26 protein-coding genes are annotated in these 25,974 nt (G+C 60.9%); 11 read left to right on the top strand and 15 right to left on the bottom strand.

Translation table 11 applies throughout. The features are described 5' to 3' along the window. Positions 1–12 precede the first annotated feature (12 nt). From DBR00_RS07185 to DBR00_RS07175, 3 genes are all read right to left on the bottom strand, one after another. Positions 13–1,380, bottom strand: coding sequence for a DUF1329 domain-containing protein (locus tag DBR00_RS07185; RefSeq protein WP_108487053.1), 1,368 nt, complete (start codon positions 1,378–1,380; stop codon positions 13–15). 34 nt (positions 1,381–1,414) lie between these two features. After that, positions 1,415–3,310 carry a DUF1302 domain-containing protein gene (locus tag DBR00_RS07180; protein WP_108487041.1) on the bottom strand — a complete coding sequence of 632 codons (1,896 nt, stop codon included), beginning with the start codon at positions 3,308–3,310 and terminating at the stop codon, positions 1,415–1,417. 370 nt (positions 3,311–3,680) lie between these two features. After that, positions 3,681–5,363: a fatty acid--CoA ligase gene (locus DBR00_RS07175; protein WP_108487042.1), complete on the bottom strand. Its 1,683-nt coding sequence runs from the start codon at positions 5,361–5,363 to the stop codon at positions 3,681–3,683. A gap of 182 nt (positions 5,364–5,545) precedes the next feature. Here DBR00_RS07175 and DBR00_RS07170 point away from each other — a divergent pair, with 182 nt between their 5' ends. After that, the gene (locus DBR00_RS07170) at positions 5,546–6,721 is read left to right on the top strand and encodes an acetyl-CoA C-acyltransferase (RefSeq protein WP_108487043.1); all 1,176 of its coding nucleotides are present in this window, start codon (positions 5,546–5,548) and stop codon (positions 6,719–6,721) included. Between the two features lie 75 nt (positions 6,722–6,796). Here DBR00_RS07170 and DBR00_RS07165 read toward each other — a convergent pair whose 3' ends face one another. The 6 genes from DBR00_RS07165 to DBR00_RS07140 all read right to left on the bottom strand — a co-directional run bounded on the left by DBR00_RS07165 (position 6,797) and on the right by DBR00_RS07140 (position 12,229). After that, positions 6,797–7,408, bottom strand: a complete 612-nt coding sequence (locus DBR00_RS07165) for a DUF2846 domain-containing protein (protein WP_108487044.1) — start codon at positions 7,406–7,408, stop codon at positions 6,797–6,799. A 78-nt stretch (positions 7,409–7,486) separates the two neighbouring features. Continuing rightward, on the bottom strand, positions 7,487–8,644 hold the full coding sequence (locus DBR00_RS07160; protein ID WP_108487045.1) for a phosphatidylserine/phosphatidylglycerophosphate/cardiolipin synthase family protein: 1,158 nt from the start codon (positions 8,642–8,644) through the stop codon (positions 7,487–7,489). Positions 8,645–8,768: 124 nt separating this feature from the next. Next, positions 8,769–9,101: an amidase gene (locus tag DBR00_RS07155; RefSeq protein WP_108487046.1), complete on the bottom strand. Its 333-nt coding sequence runs from the start codon at positions 9,099–9,101 to the stop codon at positions 8,769–8,771. Then, a complete protein-coding gene (locus DBR00_RS07150; RefSeq protein WP_108487047.1) occupies positions 9,098–10,222 on the bottom strand; it encodes a serine hydrolase in 1,125 nt (374 codons plus the stop codon). The genes DBR00_RS07155 and DBR00_RS07150 overlap by 4 nt, the downstream gene beginning before the upstream one ends. A 123-nt stretch (positions 10,223–10,345) precedes the next feature. Continuing rightward, complete coding sequence (locus DBR00_RS07145; protein WP_108538031.1) at positions 10,346–11,131, bottom strand: MBL fold metallo-hydrolase; 786 nt, start codon at positions 11,129–11,131, stop codon at positions 10,346–10,348. Positions 11,132–11,341: 210 nt separating this feature from the next. Then, entirely contained in the window at positions 11,342–12,229 is an 888-nt protein-coding gene (locus DBR00_RS07140) for an acyl-CoA dehydrogenase family protein (protein WP_108486273.1), read from the bottom strand. 148 nt (positions 12,230–12,377) lie between these two features. Between DBR00_RS07140 and olsB the strand changes: the two genes are divergently transcribed. Next, a complete protein-coding gene (gene olsB, locus DBR00_RS07135; RefSeq protein WP_108486275.1) occupies positions 12,378–13,136 on the top strand; it encodes an L-ornithine N(alpha)-acyltransferase in 759 nt (252 codons plus the stop codon). An 83-nt stretch (positions 13,137–13,219) separates the two neighbouring features. Beyond that, a complete protein-coding gene (locus DBR00_RS07130; protein ID WP_108486272.1) occupies positions 13,220–14,014 on the top strand; it encodes a 1-acyl-sn-glycerol-3-phosphate acyltransferase in 795 nt (264 codons plus the stop codon). Here DBR00_RS07130 and DBR00_RS07125 read toward each other — a convergent pair. Continuing rightward, the gene (locus tag DBR00_RS07125) at positions 14,011–14,595 is read right to left on the bottom strand and encodes an ACP phosphodiesterase (RefSeq protein ID WP_108486271.1); all 585 of its coding nucleotides are present in this window, start codon (positions 14,593–14,595) and stop codon (positions 14,011–14,013) included. The genes DBR00_RS07130 and DBR00_RS07125 overlap by 4 nt on opposite strands. Positions 14,596–14,722: 127 nt before the next feature. On the opposite strand from DBR00_RS07125, the gene DBR00_RS07120 reads away from it, so the two are divergent. From DBR00_RS07120 to DBR00_RS07110, 3 genes are read left to right on the top strand one after another with little or no spacing between them, the layout of a single operon-like run. Next, positions 14,723–15,025 carry a helix-turn-helix transcriptional regulator gene (locus DBR00_RS07120; RefSeq protein ID WP_090382593.1) on the top strand — a complete coding sequence of 101 codons (303 nt, stop codon included), beginning with the start codon at positions 14,723–14,725 and terminating at the stop codon, positions 15,023–15,025. A gap of 40 nt (positions 15,026–15,065) precedes the next feature. Then, positions 15,066–16,232: an MFS transporter gene (locus DBR00_RS07115; RefSeq protein WP_108486270.1), complete on the top strand. Its 1,167-nt coding sequence runs from the start codon at positions 15,066–15,068 to the stop codon at positions 16,230–16,232. 17 nt (positions 16,233–16,249) lie between these two features. After that, positions 16,250–17,299: an alkene reductase gene (locus tag DBR00_RS07110; RefSeq protein WP_108486269.1), complete on the top strand. Its 1,050-nt coding sequence runs from the start codon at positions 16,250–16,252 to the stop codon at positions 17,297–17,299. A gap of 153 nt (positions 17,300–17,452) precedes the next feature. On the opposite strand, the gene DBR00_RS07105 is transcribed toward DBR00_RS07110, so the two are convergent. Further along, on the bottom strand, positions 17,453–18,298 hold the full coding sequence (locus tag DBR00_RS07105) for an ATPase (protein ID WP_108486268.1): 846 nt from the start codon (positions 18,296–18,298) through the stop codon (positions 17,453–17,455). Between the two features lie 307 nt (positions 18,299–18,605). On the opposite strand from DBR00_RS07105, the gene DBR00_RS07100 reads away from it, so the two are divergent. Next, positions 18,606–18,917: a hypothetical protein gene (locus DBR00_RS07100; RefSeq protein WP_108486267.1), complete on the top strand. Its 312-nt coding sequence runs from the start codon at positions 18,606–18,608 to the stop codon at positions 18,915–18,917. Positions 18,918–18,934: 17 nt separating this feature from the next. Here DBR00_RS07100 and DBR00_RS07095 read toward each other — a convergent pair whose 3' ends face one another. Beyond that, positions 18,935–19,927 (bottom strand): NAD(P)-dependent oxidoreductase, encoded by a 993-nt coding sequence (locus DBR00_RS07095; protein ID WP_108486266.1) that lies wholly within the window; start codon positions 19,925–19,927, stop codon positions 18,935–18,937. A 159-nt stretch (positions 19,928–20,086) separates the two neighbouring features. Between DBR00_RS07095 and DBR00_RS07090 the strand changes: the two genes are divergently transcribed. Then, on the top strand, positions 20,087–21,142 hold the full coding sequence (locus tag DBR00_RS07090; protein WP_108486265.1) for a trans-acting enoyl reductase family protein: 1,056 nt from the start codon (positions 20,087–20,089) through the stop codon (positions 21,140–21,142). A 2-nt stretch (positions 21,143–21,144) separates the two neighbouring features. Here DBR00_RS07090 and DBR00_RS07085 read toward each other — a convergent pair whose 3' ends face one another. Beyond that, positions 21,145–22,038 carry a LysR family transcriptional regulator ArgP gene (locus DBR00_RS07085; protein ID WP_108486264.1) on the bottom strand — a complete coding sequence of 298 codons (894 nt, stop codon included), beginning with the start codon at positions 22,036–22,038 and terminating at the stop codon, positions 21,145–21,147. Positions 22,039–22,137: 99 nt separating this feature from the next. On the opposite strand from DBR00_RS07085, the gene DBR00_RS07080 reads away from it, so the two are divergent. The 3 genes from DBR00_RS07080 to DBR00_RS07070 all read left to right on the top strand — a co-directional run bounded on the left by DBR00_RS07080 (position 22,138) and on the right by DBR00_RS07070 (position 23,925). Continuing rightward, complete coding sequence (locus DBR00_RS07080; RefSeq protein ID WP_108486263.1) at positions 22,138–22,539, top strand: ACT domain-containing protein; 402 nt, start codon at positions 22,138–22,140, stop codon at positions 22,537–22,539. 5 nt (positions 22,540–22,544) lie between these two features. Beyond that, positions 22,545–23,156 (top strand): LysE/ArgO family amino acid transporter, encoded by a 612-nt coding sequence (locus DBR00_RS07075; protein WP_108486262.1) that lies wholly within the window; start codon positions 22,545–22,547, stop codon positions 23,154–23,156. Between the two features lie 187 nt (positions 23,157–23,343). Continuing rightward, positions 23,344–23,925, top strand: coding sequence for a superoxide dismutase (locus DBR00_RS07070; RefSeq protein ID WP_090249029.1), 582 nt, complete (start codon positions 23,344–23,346; stop codon positions 23,923–23,925). Between the two features lie 66 nt (positions 23,926–23,991). Here the strand turns inward: DBR00_RS07070 and DBR00_RS07065 are convergent, their stop codons facing one another. Beyond that, the gene (locus DBR00_RS07065) at positions 23,992–24,636 is read right to left on the bottom strand and encodes a hypothetical protein (protein WP_108486261.1); all 645 of its coding nucleotides are present in this window, start codon (positions 24,634–24,636) and stop codon (positions 23,992–23,994) included. A gap of 1 nt (position 24,637) precedes the next feature. Continuing rightward, on the bottom strand, positions 24,638–25,933 hold the full coding sequence (locus DBR00_RS07060; RefSeq protein WP_108486260.1) for an ammonium transporter: 1,296 nt from the start codon (positions 25,931–25,933) through the stop codon (positions 24,638–24,640). Positions 25,934–25,974 lie beyond the last annotated feature (41 nt).

Here is a 25,974-nt window from a genome sequence, read left to right as displayed (position 1 = left end):
CATGACGCAGGTTTAGCGTACGCCCGCCTGGCGCAGGGCCGCTGGGGTGTAATCACTTTCCTTGGCTGGGTAGTCGAACTCGTAGGCACTCTTCTCTTCGTTCTTCATGCCCAGAGCCAAGTAGCGGCCAGACAGCAGGTCATACAAGGTTTCGATGCTGTACCACGGCACTTGCTTGTCGTAGTAGTACTGAGCATGGGCTTCAGCCACACGCCACAGGGTACCGCGACCGTCGTAATGATCGATCGCCGCTGCTTGCCAGGTGTCCTCATCGATGAAGAAGTCACGCTTGGCATAGATATGACGCTCGCCCGACTTCAGGGTTGCAGTCACATGCCATACGCGGTGCAACTCATAACGGGTCAGATCCTGATTGATATGGCCAGCCTTGATGATCTGGTCATACTTCAGCTTCGGTGAGTCCAAACGGTAGCTGTTGTAAGGAATGTAGATTTCCTTCTTACCGTTGAGCTTCCACTCGTAACGGTCAGGTGCACCGTTGTACATGTCGAAGTTGTCGGAAGTACGCAGACCGTCAGCGGCAGTACCTGGACCGTCATAGGACACCTGCGGCGCACGACGCACACGACGCTGACCGGCGTTGTACAACCACGCCAGACGCGGTTCCTTCACCTGGTTGAGGGTCTCGTGCACCAACAACACGTTACCCGCCAGACGCGACGGCGCGGTTACGCGCTGTTTGAAATAGAACAGCACGTTGCTCGGCTTGCTGTTGTCTGCATCTTTCAGGGCGCCACGGAAGGTGAACTCATCCTGGAAGTAAACCAGGCTGTAGGAACCATTCGGCTGCGGCGTTGCCTGGGTCACCAGACGCTTCACACTGCCACCACGGTAGCGGGTGATGTGGTTCCAGATGGCTTCCAGACCGTCCTTCGGAATCGGGAACGGGTTGGCCTGATCGAAGTTCTCCAAACCGTTACCGCCTTCGACCAGCTTGGTATTCACCGCGTTGTTTTTGGCTGCGGCCAGAATATTAGCGGGCAGGTTGGCAGTACGATGGGTTGCGAACACCGGCATTTTGTAGCTTTCCGGGTAACGCTTGAACATCGCCAGCTGGCCTGGGGTCAGCTTGTCTTTGTACTGATCCACGTTTTGCGCGGTAATAGTGAACAGCGGCTGCTCATTCGGGAACGGGTCCGAAAGGAAACCCGCACCATCGGCAGTACCAGCACTGGCTGGCAGACCGCCCGTCCAGGCAGGGATCGAGCCATCCGCATTACCCGCCATTTCCGCACCAATCGGAGTCAGCGTAGTACCCAGTTTCGCGGCCTCATCTGGCGAGACGGCAGCCATCACACCGCTGGCCAGCAGCGAAAGTGTCAGCGCACCGGTTTGCAGCAGACTTTTTGTTGTTTTCATAGTCATAGTCGTCCTCAAAATCTCGTCCGCTTACTTAGAAGTTCACGCCAAAGCTGAGCGCAACGAAGTCGCGATCAATTGCAGTGTTGTATTTGCCGCCGAAGAAATCGGTGTAGGCCAGGCTGGCGGTGTAGGTATTCTGGTAGTCGGCATCCAGGCCCAAACTGACAGCCTTGGCGCCTTCGGTGAACAGGCCATTCGGACCGTAACCATTGACGTCATGCGACCAGGAAACACTTGGCTTCAGGTTCACACCGGCGAAGACATCGGGATAATCCCAAATAGCACGAGCGCGATAGCCCCACGCGGTTGAAGTCACAAAGCCATCGTCTTCACAGTACTTGGACTGGTTCTCACGACTTGCGGTGCCCAGCGTGCTGGCGTTCAGCGTGCTGCATGTATTCAGTGCACCGGTTGCTGGCAGAGGACCTGGACCGTAAACCGGATCGCGGCCATAGCGAATTTCGCTAGTTCTCTCCAGCCCACCCACATGAACGATACCAACTTCGCCGACCAAAGTAAGACGGCTAGCGCCCATTACTTGATCAAAGAAATGTGTAAAGGTTGTTTGGAACTGAGTGATCTCTTTGCGATTGTAACCGTTAACTTCTTGACCTGGCTGACCATCAATCAATGAGGCATTACCAAACAAACCGCCAAGAGGGTTAACACCAGCAAACAGGATATCTGTGGTATTAAACAAAACCGGAGCATTAGGACGGTAGCTGATTTCACCCGCCATAGCAGTACCGCTAGGCAGTGTCGTCGAGAAACTTAGTCCATAGAGCTGTATGTCTTCGGGATACTCAAGGAAATAGTTAGAGTTACCCGCAATTAGCAGAGGACGAAGTGGCTGAAGAGCCGGGTTCGTAGCAAATGGCGCACTATTAGCTATGGCGTATACATCGGCACTAGGGCCTGCAGCACTAAATACCGGCGTACGGCTGTGATAGTTCATGAAGTACGCACCAAACTCTGTATCCAGAGCGGGCGAGAAATACCGAAATGCCGTACCGAACTGACCGCTGTCCCGGGCATCACGATCGCCACTGCGTTTAACAACAACACCTTCAGTTGTCTGTTGAACCCTTAGATCGGGACGACCAAGAGCTGTAACTGTGTTGTTAATACCAGCTAGCGCAGCAGGGTTATTACTCAAGACTGCCAGGTTATTTGCGCAACCATCAGCAATAATATCAGGCTGAGCAAAGAAGGTGCCGCAGTTATCAACTACTGTCTGATCCCACTCAAGCTGGTAGAAAGCTTCCATTGAGAGGTTTTCGGTAAGACTCTGCGACACATAGAACATGTTTACCGGAATCAGACCTTCCTTGATTTCAGCACCCGGACGACGAAATGCGGAGACATCTACCGGGTTGATCGAGTTGATACTGTTCTGGATAAAAGTACTTTCACCCCAGCTGACCACTTGCTTACCCAAACGCACGGAGCCTGGCTGATCGGCGATTGCATAGTTGTGATAAACAAATGCATCAAGGATCTGCGCACCGGAAGCCTGGGCACCCTCTTTACGGTTGCTGTCGCTTATATCCTTGAACAGACGGCTTTCATCTTTCAGCTCAAAGTCATACCAGTACTTGCCGCGAATAAACACGCCTGTATCGCCGTACTTCAGCTCAAGATCATGAAGCCCTTTGAAAATTTTGGAGAAGGTCTCGCCACGCTTGAAGTTCTGACGTGAGTCGTCAGTAGTCTGCGACAGACCGTCACCGCCGTTGTTCGAGCCGATCAAATCTGGATCAGCACCACGCACCGACCAGCTTGAGCCAATCGACATCGAAGAGTCGAACTGACCTTCGATCTCACCGATATTGAAAGTAACGCCGAATGCAGGGGCGGCGAGGGTGGATGCGAGGCTGACGGCCAGTGGCAGTTTTGCCAGGCGCCAGGTTTGTTTTGTTTTTGTCATCGACGCTACTCCATGTGCTTTTTGTTATGGATGGTGCGGACTATAGCCAGCGGGTACTTCTGCTTGATCCCTCGAAAGTGTGATTTGCAGCCCCAGGCACTCTGGCTCGCAGGTTTCGGCGTGTTGACCACTACCGGCAGAGCCAAGAATGGCTTGGAATGAGCAATTAGCAAGCCAAACGCTTGTTTGACCGGCCAGTCACCCCAAACGACCTGATTTGCCGTTAATTGAACAACCGGACTGACCGGCCAAGACCCACCTAGCAATCACTTCACAGACACCTACAGGCCTTGAGCCGCCTGGCCTGCGCGGTGCCAAGCGACTGCCGTATAACGGACGCTGCCTGCAGCTGCGCCCGTTACAGAAAACCTTATAACGTGGAAAGGAACGGACTGCCGGCAGCCTGCCACTGGACGATATCCAAGCGAATGCGTTTCTTATCCAGCTTGCCGACGCTGGTCTTGGGAACTTCGGTAACAAGGGCGATCTGCGACGGTATCGCCCACTTGTTGATGCTGCCCTGATCAACAAACGGCTTGAGGTGTTCCTTGAGCCCTTTGGCATCCAGGCTCTGGCCATCGCGCAGTACCAACAGGGCAAACGGCCGCTCGCCCCATTGCGGATCGACCACACCCACCACCGCGACTTCACGTACGGCGGGGTGGCGGCTGATCAGATCTTCCAGCTCCAAGGAGGAAATCCACTCGCCGCCGGTCTTGATCACATCCTTGATGCGGTCGCGGATATCGATAAAGCCGAAGTCGTCGATGGTCGCCACGTCACCGGTGTGCAGCCAGCCGTGTTGCCACAGTTCAGCGCCCTTCTCCGGTTCGCGGAAGTAACCCTGGGTCAGCCAGGGCGCGCGCAGCACCAATTCGCCCTGACTCTCGCCATCGGCCGGTAACAAGGTGCCATCGGCGGACATGATCGCCGCTTCCACCAGCGGCACCGGCACGCCAGCCTTGATCCGGTAGGTGGTGCGTTCATCTTCGCTGCCGGCCAACAGCTCATCGTTGATATGGGCACAGGAGATCAGCGGGCAGGTTTCCGACATGCCATAGGCAGCGGTCAGCTGGATGCCACGCGCCTTGGCGGCGTCATACAGCGAACGATTGAGCGCGCTGCCGCCGATGATCATTTTCAGGCCGCCGAAATCATGGCCCTGGGCGCTGGGAGCGGCCATGACCATCTGCAGAATGGTCGGTACACAGTGGGAGAAGGTGACCTTCTCCTCCTTGATCAACCGGCAGAGCAGGTCCGGCTCATAACGGCCAGGGTAGACCTGCTTGATCCCCAGCATGGTGGCCACATACGGGATGCCCCAGGCATGCACGTGGAACATCGGGGTGATCGGCATGTACACATCGTTGGTGCCCAACAGGCGAATGCTGTCCAGGCTGCCCAGCACGCTGGCTTCGGCCATGGTATGCAGCACCAGTTGGCGATGACTGAAGTACACGCCCTTGGGGTTGCCGGTGGTGCCGGTGGTGTAGAAGGTCGTGGCGACCGAGTTTTCGTCGAAATCCGGGAAGTCGTAACGCGGGCTGGCGGCCGCCAGCAGGTTTTCGTACTCACCAACCAGACCATTCAATTCGGCAGTTTTGTCCGTGCCATCGGTTAAGAGCATGGTCTTCTGCACCGTGGTCAGCTGACTTTCGATGCCTTTGTAGAGCGGCACGAACTCGCTGTTGACCAGCACGAACGCATCCTCGGCATGGTTCATGGTGTAGAGAATCTGCTCAGCCGATAGGCGGATGTTGATGGTGTGCAGCACCGCGCCGATCATCGGAATGGCAAACATACATTCCAGATAGCGGTGGCTGTCCCAGTCCATCACCGCCACGGTATCACCAGCCTTGACCCCGGCCTCAGTGAGTACATTGGCCAGGCGCGCTACACGTTCGTTGAGGGTCGCGTAGCTGTAACGCAACTGGTCGCGGTAAACGATTTCGCGGGTTTTCTCGTAACGAATGCCCGACAACAAGAGGCGCTTGATCAGCAGCGGCGCATTGTGAGCATTGTCAGCGGGAGCAATCAGGCGGGTCTGCAGCATGGCGGTACCTATTGTTGGTTTTTTCAGTGGGCCCAATCTAGAGCCGCCGCCGCCTGCTCAAATCAGCCCAAAGAATGATTTTTTGCGTGACTCTTTGGGCATTTTTAGTCACGCAGTAGAATCATTGCCTCGCATTCGATGTGTTTGACCTGCGATCTATTACAAAAACGAGGAGTTTTCCGATGTCCGATATCGTCATCGTCAGCGGCGCACGTACGCCGATGGGTGGTTTTCAAGGCAGCCTGTCGAGCATTGCCGCGGTTGATCTGGGTGCGGCCGCCATTCGCGCTGCAGTTGAACGTGCCGGTGTTGCGCCTGCCGACGTGCAGGAGGTGATCATGGGCTGTGTGCTGCCTGCTGGTCTGAAACAGGGCCCGGCGCGCCAGGCCTCGCTGAACGCCGGCCTGCCCGCTGCGACCGGTTGCACCACGATCAACAAGCTCTGCGGTTCGGGCATGAAAGCGGTGATGATGGCGTTTGACTCGCTCAAGGCAGGCAGCAACAGCGTGATGATCGCCGGTGGCATGGAAAGCATGTCCAACGCCCCTTACGTGATGACCAAAGCACGTGCGGGCCTGCGCATGGGCCACGGCGAGATCAAGGACCACATGTTCCTCGACGGTTTGGAAGATGCGCGCACCGGCCGCCTGATGGGTTCTTTTGCCCAGGAAACCGCCGATCAGTACGGCATCACCCGCGAAGACATGGACGCCTACGCCATTGAGTCGCTGAAACGCGCACAGAGCGCCATCGCCAGCGGCGCACTGGATGCGGAAATCGTTCCGCTCACCGTCAGCAGCCGCAAGGGCGACATCGTGGTTAAGGATGACGAGCAACCCCTGACCGCCAATCTGGATAAAATTCCGGGCCTCAAGCCGGCTTTCCGCAAGGACGGCACCATCACGGCGGCCAACGCCAGCTCGATTTCCGACGGTGCCTCGGCGCTGCTCCTGATGACCGCTGAAGAAGCTGCCAAACGTGGCCTCAAGCCGCTGGCGAAGATCGTTGCGCACGCCACCCAAAGCCAGGACCCGAGCGAGTTCACCATTGCGCCGATTGGTTCGATCAGCAATCTGTTGAAGAAAACCGGCTGGGACAAGGCCGACGTTGACCTGTTCGAAATCAACGAAGCCTTCGCCATGGTGACCATGCTGGCCATCCGTGAACACGGCCTGGATCACGCCAAGGTCAACGTCTACGGCGGCGCCTGCGCCCAGGGTCATCCGGTCGGTTCCACCGGCTCGCGGATCATCCTGACCCTGATCAATGCACTGAAAAACACCGGCGGCAAGCGTGGCATCGCCTCGCTGTGCATTGGCGGGGGTGAAGCCACGGCGGTCGCTGTTGAATTGATTTAAGGGCGTCAGTACATGGCCGCAATGGCCATGCTCACGTTGTGGTAACGGGCCAGCCTTGCGCTGGCCCGTTGCGTTCTAGATGCCGATCTTGTCCAGCGACTTGCCGACCTGGCGCCAGAAGCTGCGCTGCATGCGCTCGGTTTCGCCACTGGCGGCAATCCGTTCGAAGGGTTGAATTTCGTGGGTGGCACCGATTTCCGCGTCCGCCACTGCCTTGGATACCAGCTGCAGCGGACCGTCGCCCTGGCTCGGCGACTGCTCGTTCACCGGTGGCGGGTTGAGTTCGTCGTAGCGCAGGTAATAAATACCACCGGCCTCGGCATCCAGGGCAAAGCTGCTGATCAGGGTGAAATCCAGCGGACCGTCAGCGAAGAGAGTCCAGTGCGAGCCAAACAAGGGGCGGCGCATCTCCAGTTGATAACTGGCGATATCAAACTCCAGCACCATATAGGCATTGCTCGGCAGACTGCCAATGCGCTCATTGTTGAGAAATAGCGCAGGGGCTTCCAGCTCCTGGTCCGCCCAGTCGCTCTGCGGCCGATAGAGGTAGACCAGGGCATGATCCTCATCACTGAGCACATGCTCACGAAACACATGGCCCTGCGTTGCTCCGAAAAAGGCTCCTGGGGTTGAACAGCCGCTCAAGACCAGCACACACAGCACGGTCAGACAGGACAGGGCTCGCATCGACAGCTTCCTTATTATGGGTGTTATGACCCGAGCATAACGGCGCCCTAGCCGCCCCACACCCGACAAAAGTGCGGGTCAGCGGCGGCGATCAAGCAGGTTGACCAACAATTGATCCAGCGCCCCCCAGATGGATTGCTGCACGCGCCGCCACCACGGCCGCGCGCGCCAGTCGGCCAGAGTGATTTCCTGGCTATCGGCAAAATCCGCTTGAAAGCTGGCCGCCACGCTGGCGGTAAACTGCGGGTCCAGCGCTTCCAGGTTGGCGTCCAGGTTGAAGCGCAGGTTCCAGTGGTCGAAGTTGCAGGAGCCGACGCTGACCCAGTCGTCCACCAGCACCATTTTCAGGTGCAGAAAACGCGGCTGGTACTCGAATATCTGTACGCCGGCTTTGAGCAGGCTGGCGTAGTAGCGCTGGCCGGCAAAGCGCACCGGTGGGTGATCGGTATGTTGCCCGGCCAACAGCAAGCGCACCTCAATGCCACGCTTGGCGGCCTGGCGTAGCGTGCGACGAACCCGCCAGGTCGGAAGAAAGTACGGCGTTGCCAGCCAGATATGCTGCTTGGCGCCGCGCAAAGCACGTACCAGCGACAACAGAATATCGCGGTGCTGTAAGGCATCGGCAAAGGCCACGCGGCCCAACCCCTGTCCTAAAGCGGGCAAGGCCGGCAGGCTTTTCAGGCGCAGTGGCAGCTTTGGTCGCCAGGCGACCCAGGTCTGACATGCCAGCCATTGGCGCTCAAACAGCTGCTGCCAATCGGCCACCAGCAGCCCGCTGATTTCCACCATTACCTCGTGCCAGACACTGCTGCTTTGGCCTGGCTGCCAGAATTCATCGGTCGAACCGGTGCCGCCGACAAAAGCAAACTGTTCGTCGACGAGTAATAACTTGCGGTGATCACGGTGAAAGTTGCGCACGCCGTGCTTCCAGCGCAGTGGGTTGTACCACTGTACCTGCACGCCAGCCGCCTGCAGCAGCTGTCGATCCGCAGCATGCAAACCCTGCGCGCCAAAGGCATCGAACAGGCAACGGACCACCACACCACGCTGCGCGGCTGCACACAGGCTATCAATCAGCATGCGGCTGCACGCCCCGCTTTCCACCAGATAGAGTTCCAGATCGACCTGTCGCAGCGCTGCGTCGATGCGCGCCAGCATCTGCTCGAAAAACTGCGGCCCGTCGATCAGCAACGTCAGTGCATTACCGCGTCGCCAGGGAAAGACGTTATGCGGCATGAGCGTTCACGCGGCGGTTGACTCTGCGCATTGCGGCTCACGCATGGGAAATGGAGACGCCACCATAGCCGCCCGGCCGGGCCTTGCAAACCCTGCCGGGCGCTCGATTCGATCACGGCCCTGATTACGGTAGCGGCGCGGCTTGCGGTAACAGCTGGCAACCCTGCCGCGGACCCAGCCACTGCGCACTCTGGGTGCTGCCCAGGCCGCGCGCGGTCACGCGCTTGTTGGCTTGGTCATCGAAAAAGCCGGAGAGCGAAACATACTGCGCCACATACGCCTCGCAGTAGTCGACCGGGTTGTTCGCCACATAGCGGCACGAACAGTACTCCTTGGCCGAGTAAGCGCCGATGATGCCTGGAAAGGCTTGCAGGTGTGCGCGGTTCTGCCAGGCCAGGGCCGCGAGCAACAGCGCAATCAGCAACAACAGGCTGCTGAACGGACGACGACGAATCATGGCAGCACCTCATCGGCCAACGCGGAGAGAACCAGCTTGAGGAAATGGTTGCGATCAAAGCTGCCATCGCGGTCATCGGCATAGCGCACGATCACCAGATTTTTACTGGCGATCACATACAGCCCCTGCCCCCAGTGCCCGGACGCCACCAGGGTGTCTTCCGGCGCATCCGGCCAGGGCCTGCCCGCACCGGCTACGGCCGCATTCAGCCACCACTGACCGCCGGGCACCGCTTCACCCGGCTTTTCGGCCTGCGACTGGTAGTTGGCAAAAGGCGTACGGTTGAAGTCGACCCACGCCTTGGGCAACAGCTGCTGCTCGCCCCAGCGACCATCGCGTTGCATCAGCAGACCGACACGGGCCAGGTCACGGGCGCTCATATAGGCGTATGAGGAACCGACAAAGGTGCCCGCGGCATCGCGCTCCCAGACAGCGGTCGTGATCCCCAGCGGATCAAACAGCGCAGTCCAGGGGTAATCGGCGTAAGCCGCTTCGCCCACCATGTTTTTCAGTGCAGCAGCCAGCACATTGCTATCGCCACTGGAATAACGGAAGCGTGCCCCCGGCTCGGCATCGGCGCGGTGCGCGGCGGTAAATGCCGCCATATCACTGCGGCCACGGGTGTAGAGCATCGCCACCACCGACGATTTCAGCGGCGCGTATTCATAGTCTTCCTGCCAGTCCAGCCCCGAGGCCCAGTTGAGCAGATGACCGACCTTGACCTGCGGATGTGCGGCAAACGGCGGGTAGTAATCCGCCACCGGTGCATCCAGACGGAAACGCCCCTGGCCGTAAGCCACCCCCATGGTGGTGGCCAGTAGGCTCTTGGCCATCGACCAGGTCAGGTGCGGCGTGGCGGCAGTGGTCGGTGCGGCATAGCGCTCGTAAACCACCTGGCCATCGCGGATTACCAGCAGGGCATCAGTGCGTACACCTTTGCGGGTGGCGTCATCACGGACGGGGAAGGCATAGCGCTCCAGCTCGCTGAGCGCGCTGCTGGGCGCGGCCAACTGGCTGTCCCAGTCGCTGCCAGGCCAGTTCTCGGCGTGCGCCGTGGCGCAGCCCAGGGCGAAGACGCACGCCAGCATCAGCCGCCGCGCGGGAAAGGGAGTGATGGACATGGAGCCGCCTCTGCTGGGATCGAAGGCCGCACCCTAGCATGCGTTTGACGCCGACAAAAAGCGCCGAACACGCCGCTTTATCCGGCTATTCGGCGCGAAAAGTCACGGCTTATGCCCAGGCGACTAATCCGGCAAGCGGTAATCCTCTGCACCTAGCAGATCCATGCCGCATTCCAGGTTCTCGATCCAGTAGAGAAAGGCATTGATCATTTCTGCGCCGACAAAAGGCCGGCCGTGCTGCGGCACAATCATCGCAACATCCATGTCACGGACCATCGCCGCCCACAGCCGGCAGACCTTGTTGCTGGCCATATAGCGCCGGTGAAAGCCGAGCATGTTCGGCACATGGTTAACGAAGTCCGTGACCGGGTGCGCGTCGTCGACCATCGAGGCGCCCATATCGCCGGAAAACAGAATTTTGCTCACCGGGTCATACAGCTGGAAGTTGCCCACCGAGTGGAGAAAATGCGCGGGCACCGCCTTAAGCGTGCATTTGCCAAGGCTGAAGGACTGGCCGCGATCCGGCAGCGCGATGATCCGGTCAAAGGTGTTGATGCCACGGCTGAGCGCCAGGTAGTTGGCCGTCAGGTGCGGCAGAAAGCGCGCCCAGAGCTTGGAGCAGATCACCCGCGCGCGGGTGTGCAACAGCCATTTGTCCAGCGAGGCGATGATGTCCGGGTCCTGGTGCGAGGCGAAGATATAGGTCAGGTCCTGCACCGGAATGTGCTTGGACAGCTCCAGCGACAACGGCGTGTAAGTCAGGTCACCGCCCGGATCAAGCAGCAGGTACTGCTCGTTGTCGGTGATCAGAAACTGGTTGGACTGCACGCCCTCCCCGCTGACCAGATCATCGAACATCATGCATTGATGCTCACCGTTATCGAACAGCACTATGGGCTCGCGTCGCATGGCAGGCTCTCTCCCGAAAGCCCGTGAGTTTAATGGCGTAGCGGCCCAACCTTACTGACCTGGATCAAGCCAACAAAGCAGTGGTCGTCACAACTCATAAACCGCTGATATCGGTTTCGTGACGGCTGGGTAGCGCATGCCCGCCCCCACGCGGATAGGGCGTCATCCACCCGACGCCTACACGGTCGCTATCGATGCCCCTGCCGGGCCTTACAGTGTGAGCCCCAGCAGGGCCTGTGCCTTCTGCTGGCGTTTGCTGCGCGCGCTGCCGGCAATCGCCAGCAGGCCTTTGTCGCGCTGCCAGAGCTGCGCCCAGTGCGCATCGCCGCTGGCAAAGGCATTGTCCAGCTCTCCGCGCAGGCTGTCGAACTGAGCAAATAATCCGGCCAACAGCAGATGACTGCCTGCGGCGCTCGGGCATTGCCGCGCCACTTCCGCGCAGCCGGCCAGCAAACCAAGCAGGCGCAATTGCAGGGCCTGCGGCCAAGTAGACTCCTGCCCGATGCCAAACAACCAGGCCGTCAGCGCCGCCAACACATGAGTGTCCTCCAGGGTGCGGAAGGGTTTTACATAGTCATCCCAACCGTCACCGGGCAAGCGCTCGCACTGCGCGCTTTGCAGATGCAAGCGGCCATGGCTGACATCGGGCATCAGTGGCAACGCCGGCAGCGTCTCGATCTGCACCCCTGGCGCACCATTGCGCACCACGCCCAGGGCCAGTTGCACCCGCGCGCCGGCAACGTCCTCACGGGCCGCCACCAGCAACCAGTCGGCGGCCTCGGCGGCTGTGACGAAATCCTTGCGGCCGTCGAGGGTCAGGGCGTTGATCCGCGTACTCATATCCGCCGGTCGGGTACTGCGGTTTTCGGTGACGCACAGCGCCCCCAACGTCCAGGGCGCAGCTGGCCAGAGCGCACGCAACGCGCCCTGATACCCGGCGAGAAACGCCAGCCCTGGCGTCGCAGCCAGCCGTCCACCGAGCAGGGCCAGCTGCAACGGGGTTGGGTGGCCAATACGGTCCAGCAGGCTGGCGTACCACTCCTCCAGCCCCGTCACCGGTAAACGCGTTTTCGGACTCAACAGCTGTTGCCAGGGCATGCCTTGCTCCTTGTTCCAGGGATTGAACACCGTGTCATACAAGCATCACCAAATCTTCATGGAGGTGACACCGCCGCTACCTAGCCTGAGCTTGCCCAACAAGATCGACCGGCTGCAAGGCAAAAAGCCGGCTACAGGAGATGACGGCATGACCCAGATGGCAATCACCCGCGACCGCACCACCCCCGCTCGTCGCCTGCAAGCCGAGCGCTTGCTGGGCGCTGCCGCCCTGCGCGAAGCCCAGGCGCTGCGTTTTCGCGTATTCAGTGCCGAATTCGATGCCAAGCTCAAGGGTGCCGAACTGGGCCTGGACATGGATGATTACGATATTCACTGCCAACACATCGGCGTGCGCGACCTCAACAGCGGTGAGCTGGTAGCCACCACTCGCCTGCTCGACCACCGCGCTGCCGCCAGCCTGGGGCGCTTCTATAGCGAAGAAGAATTCAGCCTGCACGGCCTGCCACACCTCGAAGGCCCGGTGCTGGAAATCGGCCGTACCTGCGTCGATGCCGCCTACCGCAACGGTGCAACCATCGCCGTGCTCTGGGGCGAGTTGGCCGAAGTGCTCAACGAAGGCGGTTATCGCTACCTGATGGGCTGCGCCAGCATCTCCATGCAGGATGGCGGTGTTCAGGCCCAGGCGATCATGCAGCGCCTGCGCGAACGCTACCTGTGCACCGAACACCTGCGCGCCGAACCGAAAAACCCGCTACCGGCGCTGGATGTGCCAAGCAACGTGATCGCCGAAATGCCGCCGCTGCTCAAGGCCTATATGCGCCTGGGCGCGAAGATCTGCGGCGAGCCGTGCTGGGATCAGGACTTCCAGGTCGCTGACGTGTTTATCCTGCTCAAGCGTGACGAGCTGTGCCCACGCTATGCACGGCACTTCAAAGCCGCTGTTTAACAGCAAGTCGGAGTAATCTTGCACAACTCACCGGCACTCTGTAGACAGTGCCGGCGTTTGTGTTTTTGTCGCGAGAGTGTTTGATGAAGAAAGTGCGTTTGTACCTGCGCCTGGCACGCCTACTGCTGGTGATCAGCCTCGGCACCCTGCTGGCGGCGAGCATAACCCTGCTTGAACGCCTGGTCCGGCATGACCTGATGCCAACCCGCCAACGCCTGACCCGCTGGTTTCTCGCACGCCTGGCCGGGGCGCTGCCATTTCGCTTGCAGGTACAGGGCGAGCTGCCACGTCAGCCGATGCTATGGGTCAGCAACCATGTGTCCTGGACCGATATTCCACTGCTCGGCATGCTCACTCCGCTGTCCTTCCTGTCCAAGGCGGAGGTGCGCACCTGGCCGGTGGCCGGCTGGCTGGCGCACAAGGCCGGCACCCTGTTTATTCGCCGGGGTTCGGGTGATAGCGGCCTGCTCAGCCAGCAGCTGGGCAACCACTTGCAACGCGGGCGCAACCTGCTGATCTTCCCCGAAGGCACCACCACCGATGGGCTGGGGCTGCGCACCTTTCACGGTCGCCTACTGAGCAGTGCGATCGACAGTGGCGTATCTGTGCAGCCGGTGGCCATCCGTTACCTGCGCGGCGGCAAACCGTGCAGCGTGGCGCCGTTTATCGGCGATGACGACATGCTCTCGCACCTGCTGCGTTTGCTCGGCAGCGAACTGGGTGAAGTGCACATTCAGCTGCTGACGCCAATTGCCAGCAGCGAACTGAACCGCAACGCCCTGGCCCGCGCGGCGCAGCAGGCGATCAGTCAGGCGCTGTTTGGTGCGGTAGACGCAGCTGAAACTGAAAAGGCTGAAACTGAAAGCCAGGCAGCCTAACCGCCGAGTCCACGCTCGCGCGCCACGAAGGCCTGTAACTCCGGATAGAACTGGCGAAAATCCTCCAGCAGCGGCTGATACAGCCGCTCCAGCTCGGCGGCACCGCCGGCCAGCAAGCCTGGCCGCGACAGACGCCGATCAATCCCCGCGACCACCTGTTCCAGCACGGAAAAGTCGCGGTAACTGCCCAGCCAATCCTGCGCTGCCATGCGCGGCGCAATGTGCGCCAGACGCTCAGGCAAACGCGGCTCAGCGGCCAGTACCAGATACACCCTCCTGGTAAAGCGCGGTAATGGCTCGGCGGCATAGTCAGCCCAGTTCAGCGCCAGGCAGTGATCGAAAAACACATCCAGCAAGATGCCGCTATGACGCCGCCGCTCAATGGCAAAACGCGCCCGCGCCTGCATTTGCAATGGATGATTGTCGGTGAATACATCGATACGCCGGTGCAGGCGGATCGCCGCTTCGATATCCGCCGGCCACTGCCCACCCAGCGGCCCTTTGACGAAATCGCCATACAGGCTGCCCAGCAATTGGGCCGGCGCGTCGCCGCCGAGGTGTAAATGCGCGAGGTAATTCATGGCCTCAGCTTACACATCAGCAGGCGTGATGATGACTATCGCCATGAACGATCTGTATATCGTCAGCAACCGATATAAGGTTCGCCTCATCGCGATATGGCGTTACAGCGCACTGGGGATAACCCGTATGCAACTCGACATCGATGAAGTGATCAAGGCACTGGCCCATCCGGTGCGGCGCGACATCCTGCATTGGCTGAAAGACCCGCAGGCGTATTTCGCCGACCAGGACCATCCGCTGGAAATCGGCGTGTGCGCCGGCAAGATCGACCAGCGCACCGGGCTGTCGCAATCAACAGTCTCCGCACACCTGGCAACCCTGCAGCGCGCCGGTTTGATCAGCAGCAAGAAGGTTGGCCAATGGAACTTCTTCAAGCGCAATGAAGAGACGATCCAGGCGTTCCTCAACCACATCAGCCAAGCGCTCTAAAACTCATTGTTCATTCACCCCTTTTTCAGGAGCTGACGGCATGCCTGCAGCGCTTCTCGTCCTCGCTTTGTCCGCGTTTGCCATCGGCACCACGGAATTCGTCATCATGGGCCTGCTGCCAGAAGTGGCGGGCGACCTCGGCGTGTCGATTCCCGGCGCCGGCTGGCTGGTCACCGGTTACGCCCTGGGCGTGGCCATCGGCGCACCTTTTATGGCCCTGGCCACCGCCAGTTGGCCGCGCAAAGCCTCACTGCTGATGCTGATGAGCATCTTTATCGCCGGCAACCTGTTCTGCGCCCTGGCCAGCGATTACCAGATGCTGATGCTCGCCCGGGTCATCACCGCCCTCTGCCATGGCGCGTTCTTCGGCATCGGCTCGGTGGTGGCCGCCAGCCTGGTGCCCGCCAATCGCCGCGCTTCAGCCGTCGCCTTGATGTTTACCGGCCTGACCCTGGCCAACGTGCTCGGCGTGCCACTCGGTACCGCACTCGGTCAGTACGCCGGCTGGCGCTCGACCTTCTGGGCCGTGACCCTGATTGGCGTGATTGCCCTGATCGGCCTGTGGCGCGTGCTGCCCAGCAAAACCGATGAAGCCAAGGCCGACTTCGCCAGCGAAGTGCGCGCCCTGCGCGGTGCCGGCCTGTGGTTGGCGCTGAGCACCACGGTGCTGTTCTCTGCGGCGATGTTTGCCCTGTTCACCTACATCGCGCCGCTGCTGGGCGAAGTCACTGGCGTGTCGCCCAACGGCGTGACCTGGACCCTGCTGCTGATCGGCCTCGGCCTGACCCTCGGCAACATGCTCGGCGGCCGCCTGGCCGACCGCAGCCTGAAAGCCACCCTGGTCGGCGTATTTGTCGCCATGGCGGTGATTTCCACCCTATTCAGCTGGACCAGCCAGGCGCTGATCCCGGCCGAAATCACCCTGTTCCTCTGGGCCACCGCCGCCTTCGCTGCGGTGCCGGCCCTTCAGGTCAATGTGGTGGCCTTTGGCAGCGGTGCACCGAACCTGGTATCGACCCTGAATATTGGTGCCTTCAACCTCGGCAACGCCCTCGGTGCCTGGGTTGGCGGCCTGGTGATTGCCGAAGGCTTCGGCCTGACCCACGTGCCCCTGGCCGCAGCCGTACTGGCTGTACTGGCGCTGCTGGCCACCCTGCTGACTTTTAGTACCCGTAGCCCTGAACCCGAACTTGCACTCAACGAATAACCTGAGAGGACCGTCCCATGACCACACTTTTCGACCCAATCCAGATTGGCGACCTACAACTCAACAACCGCATCATCATGGCCCCGCTGACCCGCTGCCGCGCCGATGAAGGCCGCGTACCCAACGCGCTGATGGCCGAGTACTACGTGCAGCGCGCCAGTGCTGGCCTGATCATCAGTGAAGCCACGGCCGTGACCCCGATGGGCGTCGGCTACCCGGACACCCCCGGCATCTGGTCGGATGATCAGGTACGCGGCTGGAGCAATGTGACCAAGGCCGTGCACGCTGCAGGCGGCAAGATCGTCCTGCAACTGTGGCACGTTGGGCGCATTTCCGACCCGATCTACCTGAACGGTCAACTGCCCGTCGCACCGAGCGCCATCCAGCCAACGGGTCACGTCAGCCTGGTGCGCCCGATGAAGGACTTCGTCACCCCGCGCGCCCTGGAAACCGAAGAAATCGCCGATATCGTCGAGGCCTATCGCCTGGGCGCGGAAAACGCCAAGGCCGCCGGTTTTGACGGTGTGGAAATCCACGGCGCGAACGGCTACCTGCTCGACCAGTTCCTGCAAAGCAGCACCAACCAGCGCACCGACCGCTACGGCGGCAGCCTGGAAAACCGCGCGCGTCTGCTCCTGGAAGTCACGGATGCGGCAATTGAAGTCTGGGGCGCAGGCCGCGTTGGCGTGCACTTGGCACCGCGTGCGGACAGCCACGACATGGGCGACGCCAACCGCGCCGAAACCTTTACCTACGTCGCTCGTGAACTGGGCAAACGCGGCATCGCCTTTATCTGCGCCCGTGAGAAGGAAGCCGACGACAGCCTGTCGCCAAGCCTGAAACAAGCCTTCGGCGGCGTGTTTATCGCCAACGAGCGCTTCACCAAGGATCAAGCCAATGCCTGGCTGGCTGAAGGCAAAGCCGATGCAGTGGCCTTCGGCATTCCGTTTATCGCCAACCCGGACCTGCCGGCGCGCCTGGCGCAGGATGCCGAGCTGAATACCCCGCACCCGGAAACCTTCTATGGCAAAGGCCCAGTCGGCTACCTCGACTACCCAACGCTGTAGCCGCTCTGCCGTAGGAGGGGTTTTAGCCGCGATAGCGTTATCGAACGTTCGCCGCTAAAACGCCTCCCACAGAGGCTTGCCAGTATCTACCTGAGGTTTAAACGCCTCAAAAAAGAAGCCCGCCAATTGGCGGGCTTCTTTGTTGCAGCTCACTCAGCGGGCGTCAATCTGCTGCTGCAGGTTCAACACTTGCGCCTGCAGGGTGCTGATGTTGCGGCTCATCTGCGCGCGGAAAGCATCAAACTCGACGGTATTGCTGGTGGCAGGACGGGTTTCCAGATCGCTCTTGAGTATCAGCAGGTCCTGCTCGACACGGGCAATGGCCTGGCTGGAGTTGCCCTGTTTTTTCAGCGCGTCGATCTCACTGCGCAGGCTGGCCATTTTCTCGTCGAGCTTGCTCTGCCCGGCCAGCGCACTTTTCAGGCTGGTCTGCTCATCTTTAAGCGCAGCCTGTTCTGCGCTGAGCTTGCTGAGAACCGCTTCCAGCTTCGACTCACCACCTTCCTGACCTTTCAATTGCGCGGCCAACTGTTCTAGCCGATTATTCTGCTCGGTGCTCTGGCCCGTCATACCCTGTTGCTGTTTGCTCAGCTCGGCCACTTTGCTTTCCAGCTGTTTGACCTGCAGCTTCAGCGCTTCACTGCCGCTGGTGACCGAGGATTCAGTGGCCACCACCTTGCCGGAAATATCCTGAATTCGCCCGGCCGCTTCCTCGCTGATGCGCGCAAAGCTTTCCTGGGTCGCCACCAGTTGCTGCTCCATCAGACTGATCTGCTGGAAGCTCCACCAGCCAAGCCCGCCCAAGGCAATCATCAAGGCGCCAACCAGGGCCCAGAGCGGGCCAGTGCTGGCCGATTTCAACGGCGCTGCGGCCGCTACGCGGCCATAGGCAGGACTGCGCGCAGGCTCCGGTGGTTCTGCGGCATAGTCGTCATGATCGCGCTGATCAGCCCGCAGGCTGGGCACGTGATCGAGTTCGTCGTGGGCATCGTTACGCATGGGTCAACCTTCAGTAGCAGAATGCCGCGCAGTATACCGGTTCGCGCGCAGGGCTTCAGTGTCGCGCCATGCCAGTGCAGGGCGCACCGACGAAGGGCACAACTCAGGCCATCGACCCGCTGCAAGCAGCGCAGTTCCGCAGAGTGTGAACTGGTACGCGCCTTGCAGTTGTCTATTTGCGACGTTTTCGTAGGGTCAGGGAAGCCGGCCGCTACAGGCGCGATCCGCACGCGGCAAACGCGGCGAGACCAGACGGGGCATTCCGGATGAAGGCACCCAGTCCACTTCTAATTACGGGGGAAGGTCCATGGAGCTGAATAGAGAAGTGTTGGATTGCATGAAAAGCCTGCGCCGCCGGTTGCGCGAAGAGCTGGCGGTGGATATTCGCATGAGCCAGCCGGATGCAATCAACAGCATGCTCAGCGCCTGCCTCACCTCCAGCAGCGATGAAACCCGCCAGTTGGGTCAACTGCTGGCTCAGTACAGCGACCGCCCCTTCGGCGAGGCTGCAACGACGCCACGCATGCAAGCCGGACATCCGCTGCTGGTGGAAGAGCATGCACACCGCCCGGCCAGTGGGTCAGTACGCATGTACCGCGGGCAGCGCGTTTACGCCTGAGATTGACTTACCGGGCATCAAATCGGGTGATGCGCCTGCCACCAGGTGCAGAATTCATCCAGCGCGGTCCACAGGCTAACCCTGGGTTCGAATTCCAGATGCTGTCGGGCGCGGCTGATGTCCAGGGAGAAATCCTTGGCCATCACCGCCACCCCCAGGCGAAACAGGGTCGGCTCCGGGCGACCGGGTAGCAGCTTGCACACGCCTTCATTCAACGCCGCCGCGCCATACGCCAGGCTATAAGGCAGATGGCGGGTCACCGGCGGCAGGTCGAGTTTGCGCAGCACATAATTGACCACATCCCACAGCGGCACTGGCGCACCATTGCTGATGTTATACACCTGCCCCAGCGCAGGCCCGGCGGCCAGTAGGCAGCTCATCAGCGCTTCGTTGAGGTTGTGCACGCTGGTGAAATCGACCTTGTTCAAGCCGTTACCGATGATCGACAACCGACCTTTGCGCTGCATATTGATCAGCCGAGGAAAGATACTGGTATCGCCCGCCCCAGTGACAAAGCGCGGACGCAGCGCCAGCACCTCCAGGCCGAACTCCTGGGCGGCAAACACCTGCTGCTCGGCAAGAAACTTGGTTTTGCCGTAGTGATCGGAAAACCGCTTGGGCAGCTGCTCTTCACGCAAGCCGACATGCGCCTGACCGTCGAAATACACCGACGGCGACGACAGGTGCACCAGGCGCCGCACCTTCTGTTTAATACAGGCGTCGACCACGTTTTCGGTGACCGTGACATTGGCCTGATAGAAGTGCTCGTAACACCCCCAGACGCCGACCGCGCCGGCGCAGTGCACCACCGCTTCAACGTCCCGACACAGCTGCTGCACCAGCTCGGGGTCAGATAGATCGCCCTGAACAAACTCCGCACCACGCGAGCAGAGGTGCTCGACACCCTCGGCACGGCGGCCGTTAACCCGCACACGCAAGCCCTGCTCCAGGGCAAAGCGGGCAAACCGCCCGCCGATAAAACCGCTGGCTCCGGTTACCAGAATCTTCATTGCAACCCCCCGCTTGGCCTGCTCGATGCGCCACTCTAGCAGCGTGCGCAGTGGCAGTGCAGGCCATAAAAGCGACCGCACACACCCTGCGATAGGCCAACAAAGGCGGCAGCACCCGCTAAGCTGTGCCCCTACCTCCGCTTATTAAAGGAAAACAGGATGGCCACGCACTGGATGATTTATGGCGCCAACGGTTACACCGGCCACCTGCTGGCCGCCGAAGCCAAGCGCCAGGGCCTCACGCCCATTCTGGCAGGGCGTAACCCGGCCGCTGTACACGCTCTGGGCAGCCTGCTGGGCCTGGAATGCCGGATATTCGATATCCACCAACTGGACCGAGCCAAGGAAGCCCTGGCGGATGTTGCCGTGGTCGCTCACTGCGCGGGGCCATTCTCCGCCACCAGCGCGCCGATGCTCGACGCCTGCCTGGCCAGCGCCACCCACTATGTCGATATTACTGGCGAGATCAGCGTGTTCGAAGCCGCTCACCAGCGGGATCAGCAGGCCCGCGAGCGGGGCGTAGTGGTCTGCCCCGGCGTGGGCTTTGATGTCATCCCCAGCGATTGCCTGGCCGCCTGCCTGCACCAGGCCCTGCCCGATGCCACGCACCTGGCGCTGGGCTTCGATTCTGGCAGCGGGCTGTCGCCCGGTACGGCAAAAACCTCGGTGGAAGGCCTGAAGTTTGGCGGTAAGGTGCGCCGCGCAGGCGTGATCACCGATGTACCGCTGGGCTATAAGCGCCGCACCATCAACTTTGGTCGCGGTGAAAAACCGGCGGTAACGATCCCCTGGGGCGATGTGTCCACCGCCTACCACTCCACCGGCATCGACAATATCGAGGTGTACCTGCCGACGCCAGCAATGGCCGCCATCGTGATGCGACTGATCGACCCGCTGCGCGGCCTGCTCGGCCTGGATGCGGTGCAGAACTGGCTCAAGCGACTGATCGAAAAACGCGTCAGCGGCCCCGATGAAGCCAGCCGCGCCCGTCAGCGCACCTGGCTGTGGGGCGAGGTGCGTAATGCCGCCGGTGAGGTAAAAACCGCGCGCCTGGAAACCGCCAATGGCTACGACGTCACCGTGCACGGTACCTTGTTGGCCGTGCGGCATTTGCTGAGTTACAGCGGCACTGGCGGCTACTTCACCCCGTCAAGACTGCTCGGCGCCCGTTGCGTGGAACAACTGCCAGGCTCGGGCAAGGTGCAGCTCTCCTGAGTTCACAGTAACGCCACCAGACTCTTGCCTGCCGCCTGCGCCAGGTGCTGCGTCAACTGGTTAAGCAGCTCGCCACCATTACGCCAATGATGCCAGTAGAGCGGCACATCAATCGGCTGCTCGGCGAGCAGCTCAACCAGTTCTCCGCGCGCCAGTTCGCCCTGCACCTGCAACTCGGGAATCAGGCCCCAACCAAAACCGGCCAACGCCAGGCGGATAAAGCCCTCGGACGAAGGGCACAAGTGGTGGGCAAAACCGCCCTCCACACCCAGCCCGGACAAATAGCGATGCTGCAGCAAATCATCCGGACCAAAGACAATGGCCGGCGCATGGGCCAACGTCTGTGCATTTACCCCATCAGGGAAGTGCCGGGCGATAAAGGCCGGGCTGGCCAACGCCCGGTAACGCATCGCTCCCAGCAGCATGGCCCGCGCTCCGGCCACCGGACGCTCGCTGGCACACACACAGGCCGCCACCTCGCCAGCGCGCATGCGCTTGAGACCGACCTCCTGATCCTCCACTACCAAGTCCAGCAACAGGCGCTGTTCGCTACAGAACACCCCAACCGCAGCCGCCCACCAGGTGGCCAGGCTGTCCGCATTCAGGGCAATGCGCAGGCGCTCCGGCATGCCGCCTTCATCCAGTGCCGGCACCTGCGCCTGAATATCACGTTCCAACAGACGCACCTGCTGCACATGGTTAAGTAGACGCCGGCCGATTTCCGTGGGCGCTGGCGGCACCGCACGCACCAGCACCGGCTGACCGACACGCGCCTCCAGCAGCTTGATCCGCTGCGACACAGCCGACTGCGACAGCCCCAGTACCTGCGCCGCTCGTTCGAAACCAGCCTGCTCCACAACCGCAGCCAGGGCGGCGAGTAACTTGTAATCGAGCAAAATAAGATTTCCTAATGGGCAATCAGGATTATTGGTTTCTCTTATATACCCAGCCACAGCAAACTGACCAGCATCACCACTCTGAACAAGGCAATCCGCATGGCCGGCGAAACCTCACTGACAACCTTGCTGCGCAGCATGAGTCCACAGCTGAACGAAGGTGCTTACGTGTTCTGTAGCCTGAGCGATGCCACGCAGCTGCAAGGCATACAACCACTGGGCAGTTTTCAGGAAGCCGAGGGCCTCAGCGTGATTCTGCCGCGCCTGCAGGCAGAGCAACTGCGCCTGCCATACAGCTATGTGGCCGCCTGGCTGACACTGCATGTGCATTCGGCTCTCGAAGCCGTGGGTTTGACGGCGGCTGTCGCCAGCGCTCTGGCGCAAGCCGGGATCAGCTGCAACGTGATCGCCGGCTACTACCACGATCACCTGTTCGTCGCCCATGCCGACGGGCCGCGCGCGCAGGCTGTTCTGCAACAACTCAGTGCACAGGCGGAGTAACCGAGATGTGGCAAAGTTATAGCAACGGATTACTGATCGCCGCCGGACTGATCATCGCCCTCGGCGCACAAAACGCCTTCGTCCTGGCGCAAAGCCTGCGCCGCGAGCATCACCTGCCCGTGGCGCTGCTCTGTGTGGTCTGCGACGCCCTACTGGTGGCCGCCGGGGTGTTCGGCCTGGCCGCTGTGCTGGCGCAAAGCCCGCTGCTGCTGGGCATCGCCCGCTGGGGCGGCGCGGCTTTCCTGCTCTGGTATGGCACTCAGGCGCTGATCCGTGCCAGCCGCCCACAAGCACTGAATCAGGCCAGTGAAAGCGGCCCGCGCTCACGCCAGGCAGTGCTGCTGGCGGCTCTGGCGGTGACCTTGCTCAACCCGCATGTTTACCTCGACACGGTACTGCTGATCGGCTCACTGGGCGCACAGCAACCGGTACCGGGTGCCTATGCGCTGGGTGCGGCCAGCGCATCATTAATCTGGTTCTTCTGCCTGGCCCTGGGCGCCGCCTGGCTCGCACCCTGGCTGGCGCGCCCCAGCACCTGGCGGGTTATCGACCTGGGCGTAGCCCTGATGATGTTCAGCATTGCCTGGCAGTTACTCAGCGGCGGCCAACTGGGCTGAGCAGCATTGCCGCACGCCGGCACAGAGCGCGCCGAGTTGGTTTTCCACACAGTTGCCGCGTGTTTAAGCCGTAGGGCCAGTGCTATGATTCAGGGCTTGCGGCGCAAAGAGATAACTCACGCCGCTGAGATGGCCGCCCGTGATCGGCTTCGCGCACACCGCACCTGACCTGATTAGGAGATAAACCATGGCTTTCGAATTGCCGCCGCTGCCTTACGCACATGACGCCCTGCAGCCGCATATTTCCAAGGAAACCTTGGAATTCCACCACGACAAGCACCACAACACCTATGTCGTGAACCTGAACAACCTGGTTCCAGGCACCGAGTTCGAAGGCAAAACCCTGGAAGAAATCGTCAAGACTTCGTCCGGCGGCATCTTCAACAACGCCGCTCAGGTCTGGAACCACACCTTCTACTGGAACTGCCTGGCGCCTAACGCCGGTGGCCAACCGACAGGTGCTCTGGCTGACGCCATCAACGCAGCCTTCGGTTCCTTCGACAAGTTCAAGGAAGAATTCAGCAAGGTTTCCATCGGCACCTTCGGTTCCGGCTGGGGCTGGCTGGTGAAGAAGGCTGACGGTTCTCTGGCCCTGGCCAGCACCATCGGCGCCGGCTGCCCGCTGACCAGCGGCGACACCCCGCTGCTGACCTGCGACGTCTGGGAGCACGCCTACTACATCGACTACCGCAACCTGCGTCCGAAGTATGTTGAGGCGTTCTGGAACCTGGTCAACTGGGACTTCGTAGCGAAAAACTACGCCGCCTAAGTCAGCGCTCCCGAATAACAAGAAACCCGGCCCTGTGCCGGGTTTCTTGTTTTCTGCACCAGCGGTTTACAACAGCTTGCGCGGCGCCAAGGCCAGGTGCAACGCCTCGACCTGCTGCACCGCATGAGTCAGACGCTGATCAGCCACCACCGGCCCCAGGTATTCACACAACCCGATGTACAGCAGGTTGAGCAACTGCCGTAGCTGCTCCAGCCCCAGGCCGGCCGGTTCCAGTTCAGCGCCCTGCTCCAGCCAGGCCCGCACGCGCAGGCGCTGCACATTGCTGCCACTTAAATTGCTCAGGTTACCCGCAACGAAATGTTGCAGGCGTGGCAGCAACCCGGCGTCGAGCGCATTGAACAGCACGCGGCTCAGCGCCTCGAAGGTATGCCGTGCTTGGCTATCCGTGCCAACCCGTAGCGGTGCCGCCACGCCCATCCGCTGCCGCCAGCTGAGCAACTGCGGTTCCGGGTCCGGCAGCAAGGCTGATAACGGGCCGGTTAGCGCCCCCACCAGCTCGCGGTAGAGCTTGGTACGCTCCAACTTGCGCTCGCAGGTCGCCGCCACTTCACCGAGAAACTCATTTAGAGCGAACGGCGGTTTGTCGGCGTATTTGTTTTCCCACAGGGCCAGCACAGCCAGCAGTTCGTCTTCAGCAAAGTGCCCGGCCAGGCCGGTGTAGATCGCCCGTCGGCGAGTTGCCAGGCTCATGTCACACCCTCCTCGGCAGGTCGTTACTGTCGAAGGTCACCGCCAGGTTGAACTCGGGATAGCCCACCTCAGCATGTTCGGCATAATCCAGGCCACGCTGCTCATGTTGCGAAGAGGTGCGCAGGCCGAGGGTTTTCGCCAATAACAGGTAAAGCATCAACGCCAGCGGGAACGCCCAGACAAACGCGACCCCGGCACCCAGCAACTGCACCCCAACCCGTGACCAATTGAACAGGTCGCCACTGAAGAACAGCCCAGCCGCCAGCGTGCCCCAGACCCCGGCAAAACCATGCACCGGTATCGCACCGACCACGTCATCCAGTTGCCAGCGCTCCAGCAGGCGCATCCCGAACACCACCACACCACCGGCCACCAGCCCGGTCAGCAGGGCAAACAGCGGCGACATCGTCGCGCAACCGGCGGTGATGCCGACCAAACCACCGAGCGAACCGTTCACCGTGGTAGTCAACAGCACCGGGCTGGAGGTGCTGCGCTGCGCCAGAAATGCACCCAGTGCTCCGGCCGACGCCGCCAGGTGGGTATTCAGGGCAATCAGCCCGAGGCTGACATTTATCCCCAGGCTGCTGCCGGCGTTAAAGCCAAACCAGCCAAACCAAAGGATGAAACCGCCCAGCGCGACCAGGCTTAGGTTGTGCCCAGGAATGCTGCGCGGCGCACCGTCCGCAGCAAAACGCCCCAGACGCGGCCCCAGCACCAGAATACCGGCCAGCGCACACCAGGCGCCGACGCTGTGCACCACAGTGGAGCCGGCAAAGTCGATAAAGCCCAGGGCCGCCAACCACCCCTGGCCACCGTATATGCCGCTCCACACCCAGCTGCCGAACACCGGGTAAATAAACCCGCTGATCACCACCGCGCCGATCAAATAGGCCGAGTAACGCGTGCGCTCGGCCATGGCGCCACTGGCGATGGTTGCTGCCGTGGCCGCGAACATCATCTGAAATAGCAGAAAGGTGAAATCCCAGGGCTCGCCATCGTGCGGCGCAAAATGACTCATGCCGAACCAGCCGGTGATGTTGCTGCCGAACATCAGACCGAAACCGAACAACCAGAATGTAATGCCGCCGACGCAACCGTCCATGTAGTTCTTCATCATCACGTTAACGGCATTCTTCGCCCGCGACATTCCGCTTTCCAGCAAGGCAAAACCAGCCTGCATGAAAAACACCAACACGCTGGCCAGCACCAACCAGGCCGTATTGATCGCATCATCGCTGGCCGCCTGAGCCAGTGGCGATACGGCAAACGCAGCTATTCCTGACAGTCGAGTTTTCATTGCATATCCCCCGCACGGTGAGTGCCGGAGGTGTGGCAACT

It is taken from the genome of Pseudomonas sp. HMWF032, assembly GCF_003060885.1.
Lineage (GTDB): Bacteria > Pseudomonadota > Gammaproteobacteria > Pseudomonadales > Pseudomonadaceae > Aquipseudomonas.
The sequence above is the reverse complement of the archived record's forward strand: the minus strand, read 5'-3'. Positions and strand labels throughout refer to the sequence as shown.

Excerpts from the sequence above, each read along its gene's own strand:
- DBR00_RS07170 (WP_108487043.1), top strand. The coding sequence starts at position 5,546 with ATGTCCGATATCGTCATCGTCAGCGGCGCACGTACGCCGATGGGTGGT.
- DBR00_RS07185 (WP_108487053.1), bottom strand. The coding sequence starts at position 1,380 with ATGAAAACAACAAAAAGTCTGCTGCAAACCGGTGCGCTGACACTTTCG.
- DBR00_RS07120 (WP_090382593.1), top strand. The coding sequence starts at position 14,723 with ATGCAACTCGACATCGATGAAGTGATCAAGGCACTGGCCCATCCGGTG.
- olsB (WP_108486275.1), top strand. The coding sequence starts at position 12,378 with ATGACCCAGATGGCAATCACCCGCGACCGCACCACCCCCGCTCGTCGC.
- DBR00_RS07100 (WP_108486267.1), top strand. The coding sequence starts at position 18,606 with ATGGAGCTGAATAGAGAAGTGTTGGATTGCATGAAAAGCCTGCGCCGC.
- DBR00_RS07070 (WP_090249029.1), top strand. The coding sequence starts at position 23,344 with ATGGCTTTCGAATTGCCGCCGCTGCCTTACGCACATGACGCCCTGCAG.
- DBR00_RS07115 (WP_108486270.1), top strand. The coding sequence starts at position 15,066 with ATGCCTGCAGCGCTTCTCGTCCTCGCTTTGTCCGCGTTTGCCATCGGC.
- DBR00_RS07080 (WP_108486263.1), top strand. The coding sequence starts at position 22,138 with ATGGCCGGCGAAACCTCACTGACAACCTTGCTGCGCAGCATGAGTCCA.
- DBR00_RS07075 (WP_108486262.1), top strand. The coding sequence starts at position 22,545 with ATGTGGCAAAGTTATAGCAACGGATTACTGATCGCCGCCGGACTGATC.
- DBR00_RS07150 (WP_108487047.1), bottom strand. The coding sequence starts at position 10,222 with ATGTCCATCACTCCCTTTCCCGCGCGGCGGCTGATGCTGGCGTGCGTC.
- DBR00_RS07140 (WP_108486273.1), bottom strand. The coding sequence starts at position 12,229 with ATGCCCTGGCAACAGCTGTTGAGTCCGAAAACGCGTTTACCGGTGACG.
- DBR00_RS07110 (WP_108486269.1), top strand. The coding sequence starts at position 16,250 with ATGACCACACTTTTCGACCCAATCCAGATTGGCGACCTACAACTCAAC.
- DBR00_RS07180 (WP_108487041.1), bottom strand. The coding sequence starts at position 3,310 with ATGACAAAAACAAAACAAACCTGGCGCCTGGCAAAACTGCCACTGGCC.
- DBR00_RS07060 (WP_108486260.1), bottom strand. The coding sequence starts at position 25,933 with ATGAAAACTCGACTGTCAGGAATAGCTGCGTTTGCCGTATCGCCACTG.
- DBR00_RS07160 (WP_108487045.1), bottom strand. The coding sequence starts at position 8,644 with ATGCCGCATAACGTCTTTCCCTGGCGACGCGGTAATGCACTGACGTTG.
- DBR00_RS07065 (WP_108486261.1), bottom strand. The coding sequence starts at position 24,636 with ATGAGCCTGGCAACTCGCCGACGGGCGATCTACACCGGCCTGGCCGGG.
- DBR00_RS07145 (WP_108538031.1), bottom strand. The coding sequence starts at position 11,131 with ATGCGACGCGAGCCCATAGTGCTGTTCGATAACGGTGAGCATCAATGC.
- DBR00_RS07125 (WP_108486271.1), bottom strand. The coding sequence starts at position 14,595 with ATGAATTACCTCGCGCATTTACACCTCGGCGGCGACGCGCCGGCCCAA.
- DBR00_RS07130 (WP_108486272.1), top strand. The coding sequence starts at position 13,220 with ATGAAGAAAGTGCGTTTGTACCTGCGCCTGGCACGCCTACTGCTGGTG.
- DBR00_RS07155 (WP_108487046.1), bottom strand. The coding sequence starts at position 9,101 with ATGATTCGTCGTCGTCCGTTCAGCAGCCTGTTGTTGCTGATTGCGCTG.
- DBR00_RS07090 (WP_108486265.1), top strand. The coding sequence starts at position 20,087 with ATGGCCACGCACTGGATGATTTATGGCGCCAACGGTTACACCGGCCAC.
- DBR00_RS07095 (WP_108486266.1), bottom strand. The coding sequence starts at position 19,927 with ATGAAGATTCTGGTAACCGGAGCCAGCGGTTTTATCGGCGGGCGGTTT.
- DBR00_RS07105 (WP_108486268.1), bottom strand. The coding sequence starts at position 18,298 with ATGCGTAACGATGCCCACGACGAACTCGATCACGTGCCCAGCCTGCGG.
- DBR00_RS07175 (WP_108487042.1), bottom strand. The coding sequence starts at position 5,363 with ATGCTGCAGACCCGCCTGATTGCTCCCGCTGACAATGCTCACAATGCG.
- DBR00_RS07165 (WP_108487044.1), bottom strand. The coding sequence starts at position 7,408 with ATGCGAGCCCTGTCCTGTCTGACCGTGCTGTGTGTGCTGGTCTTGAGC.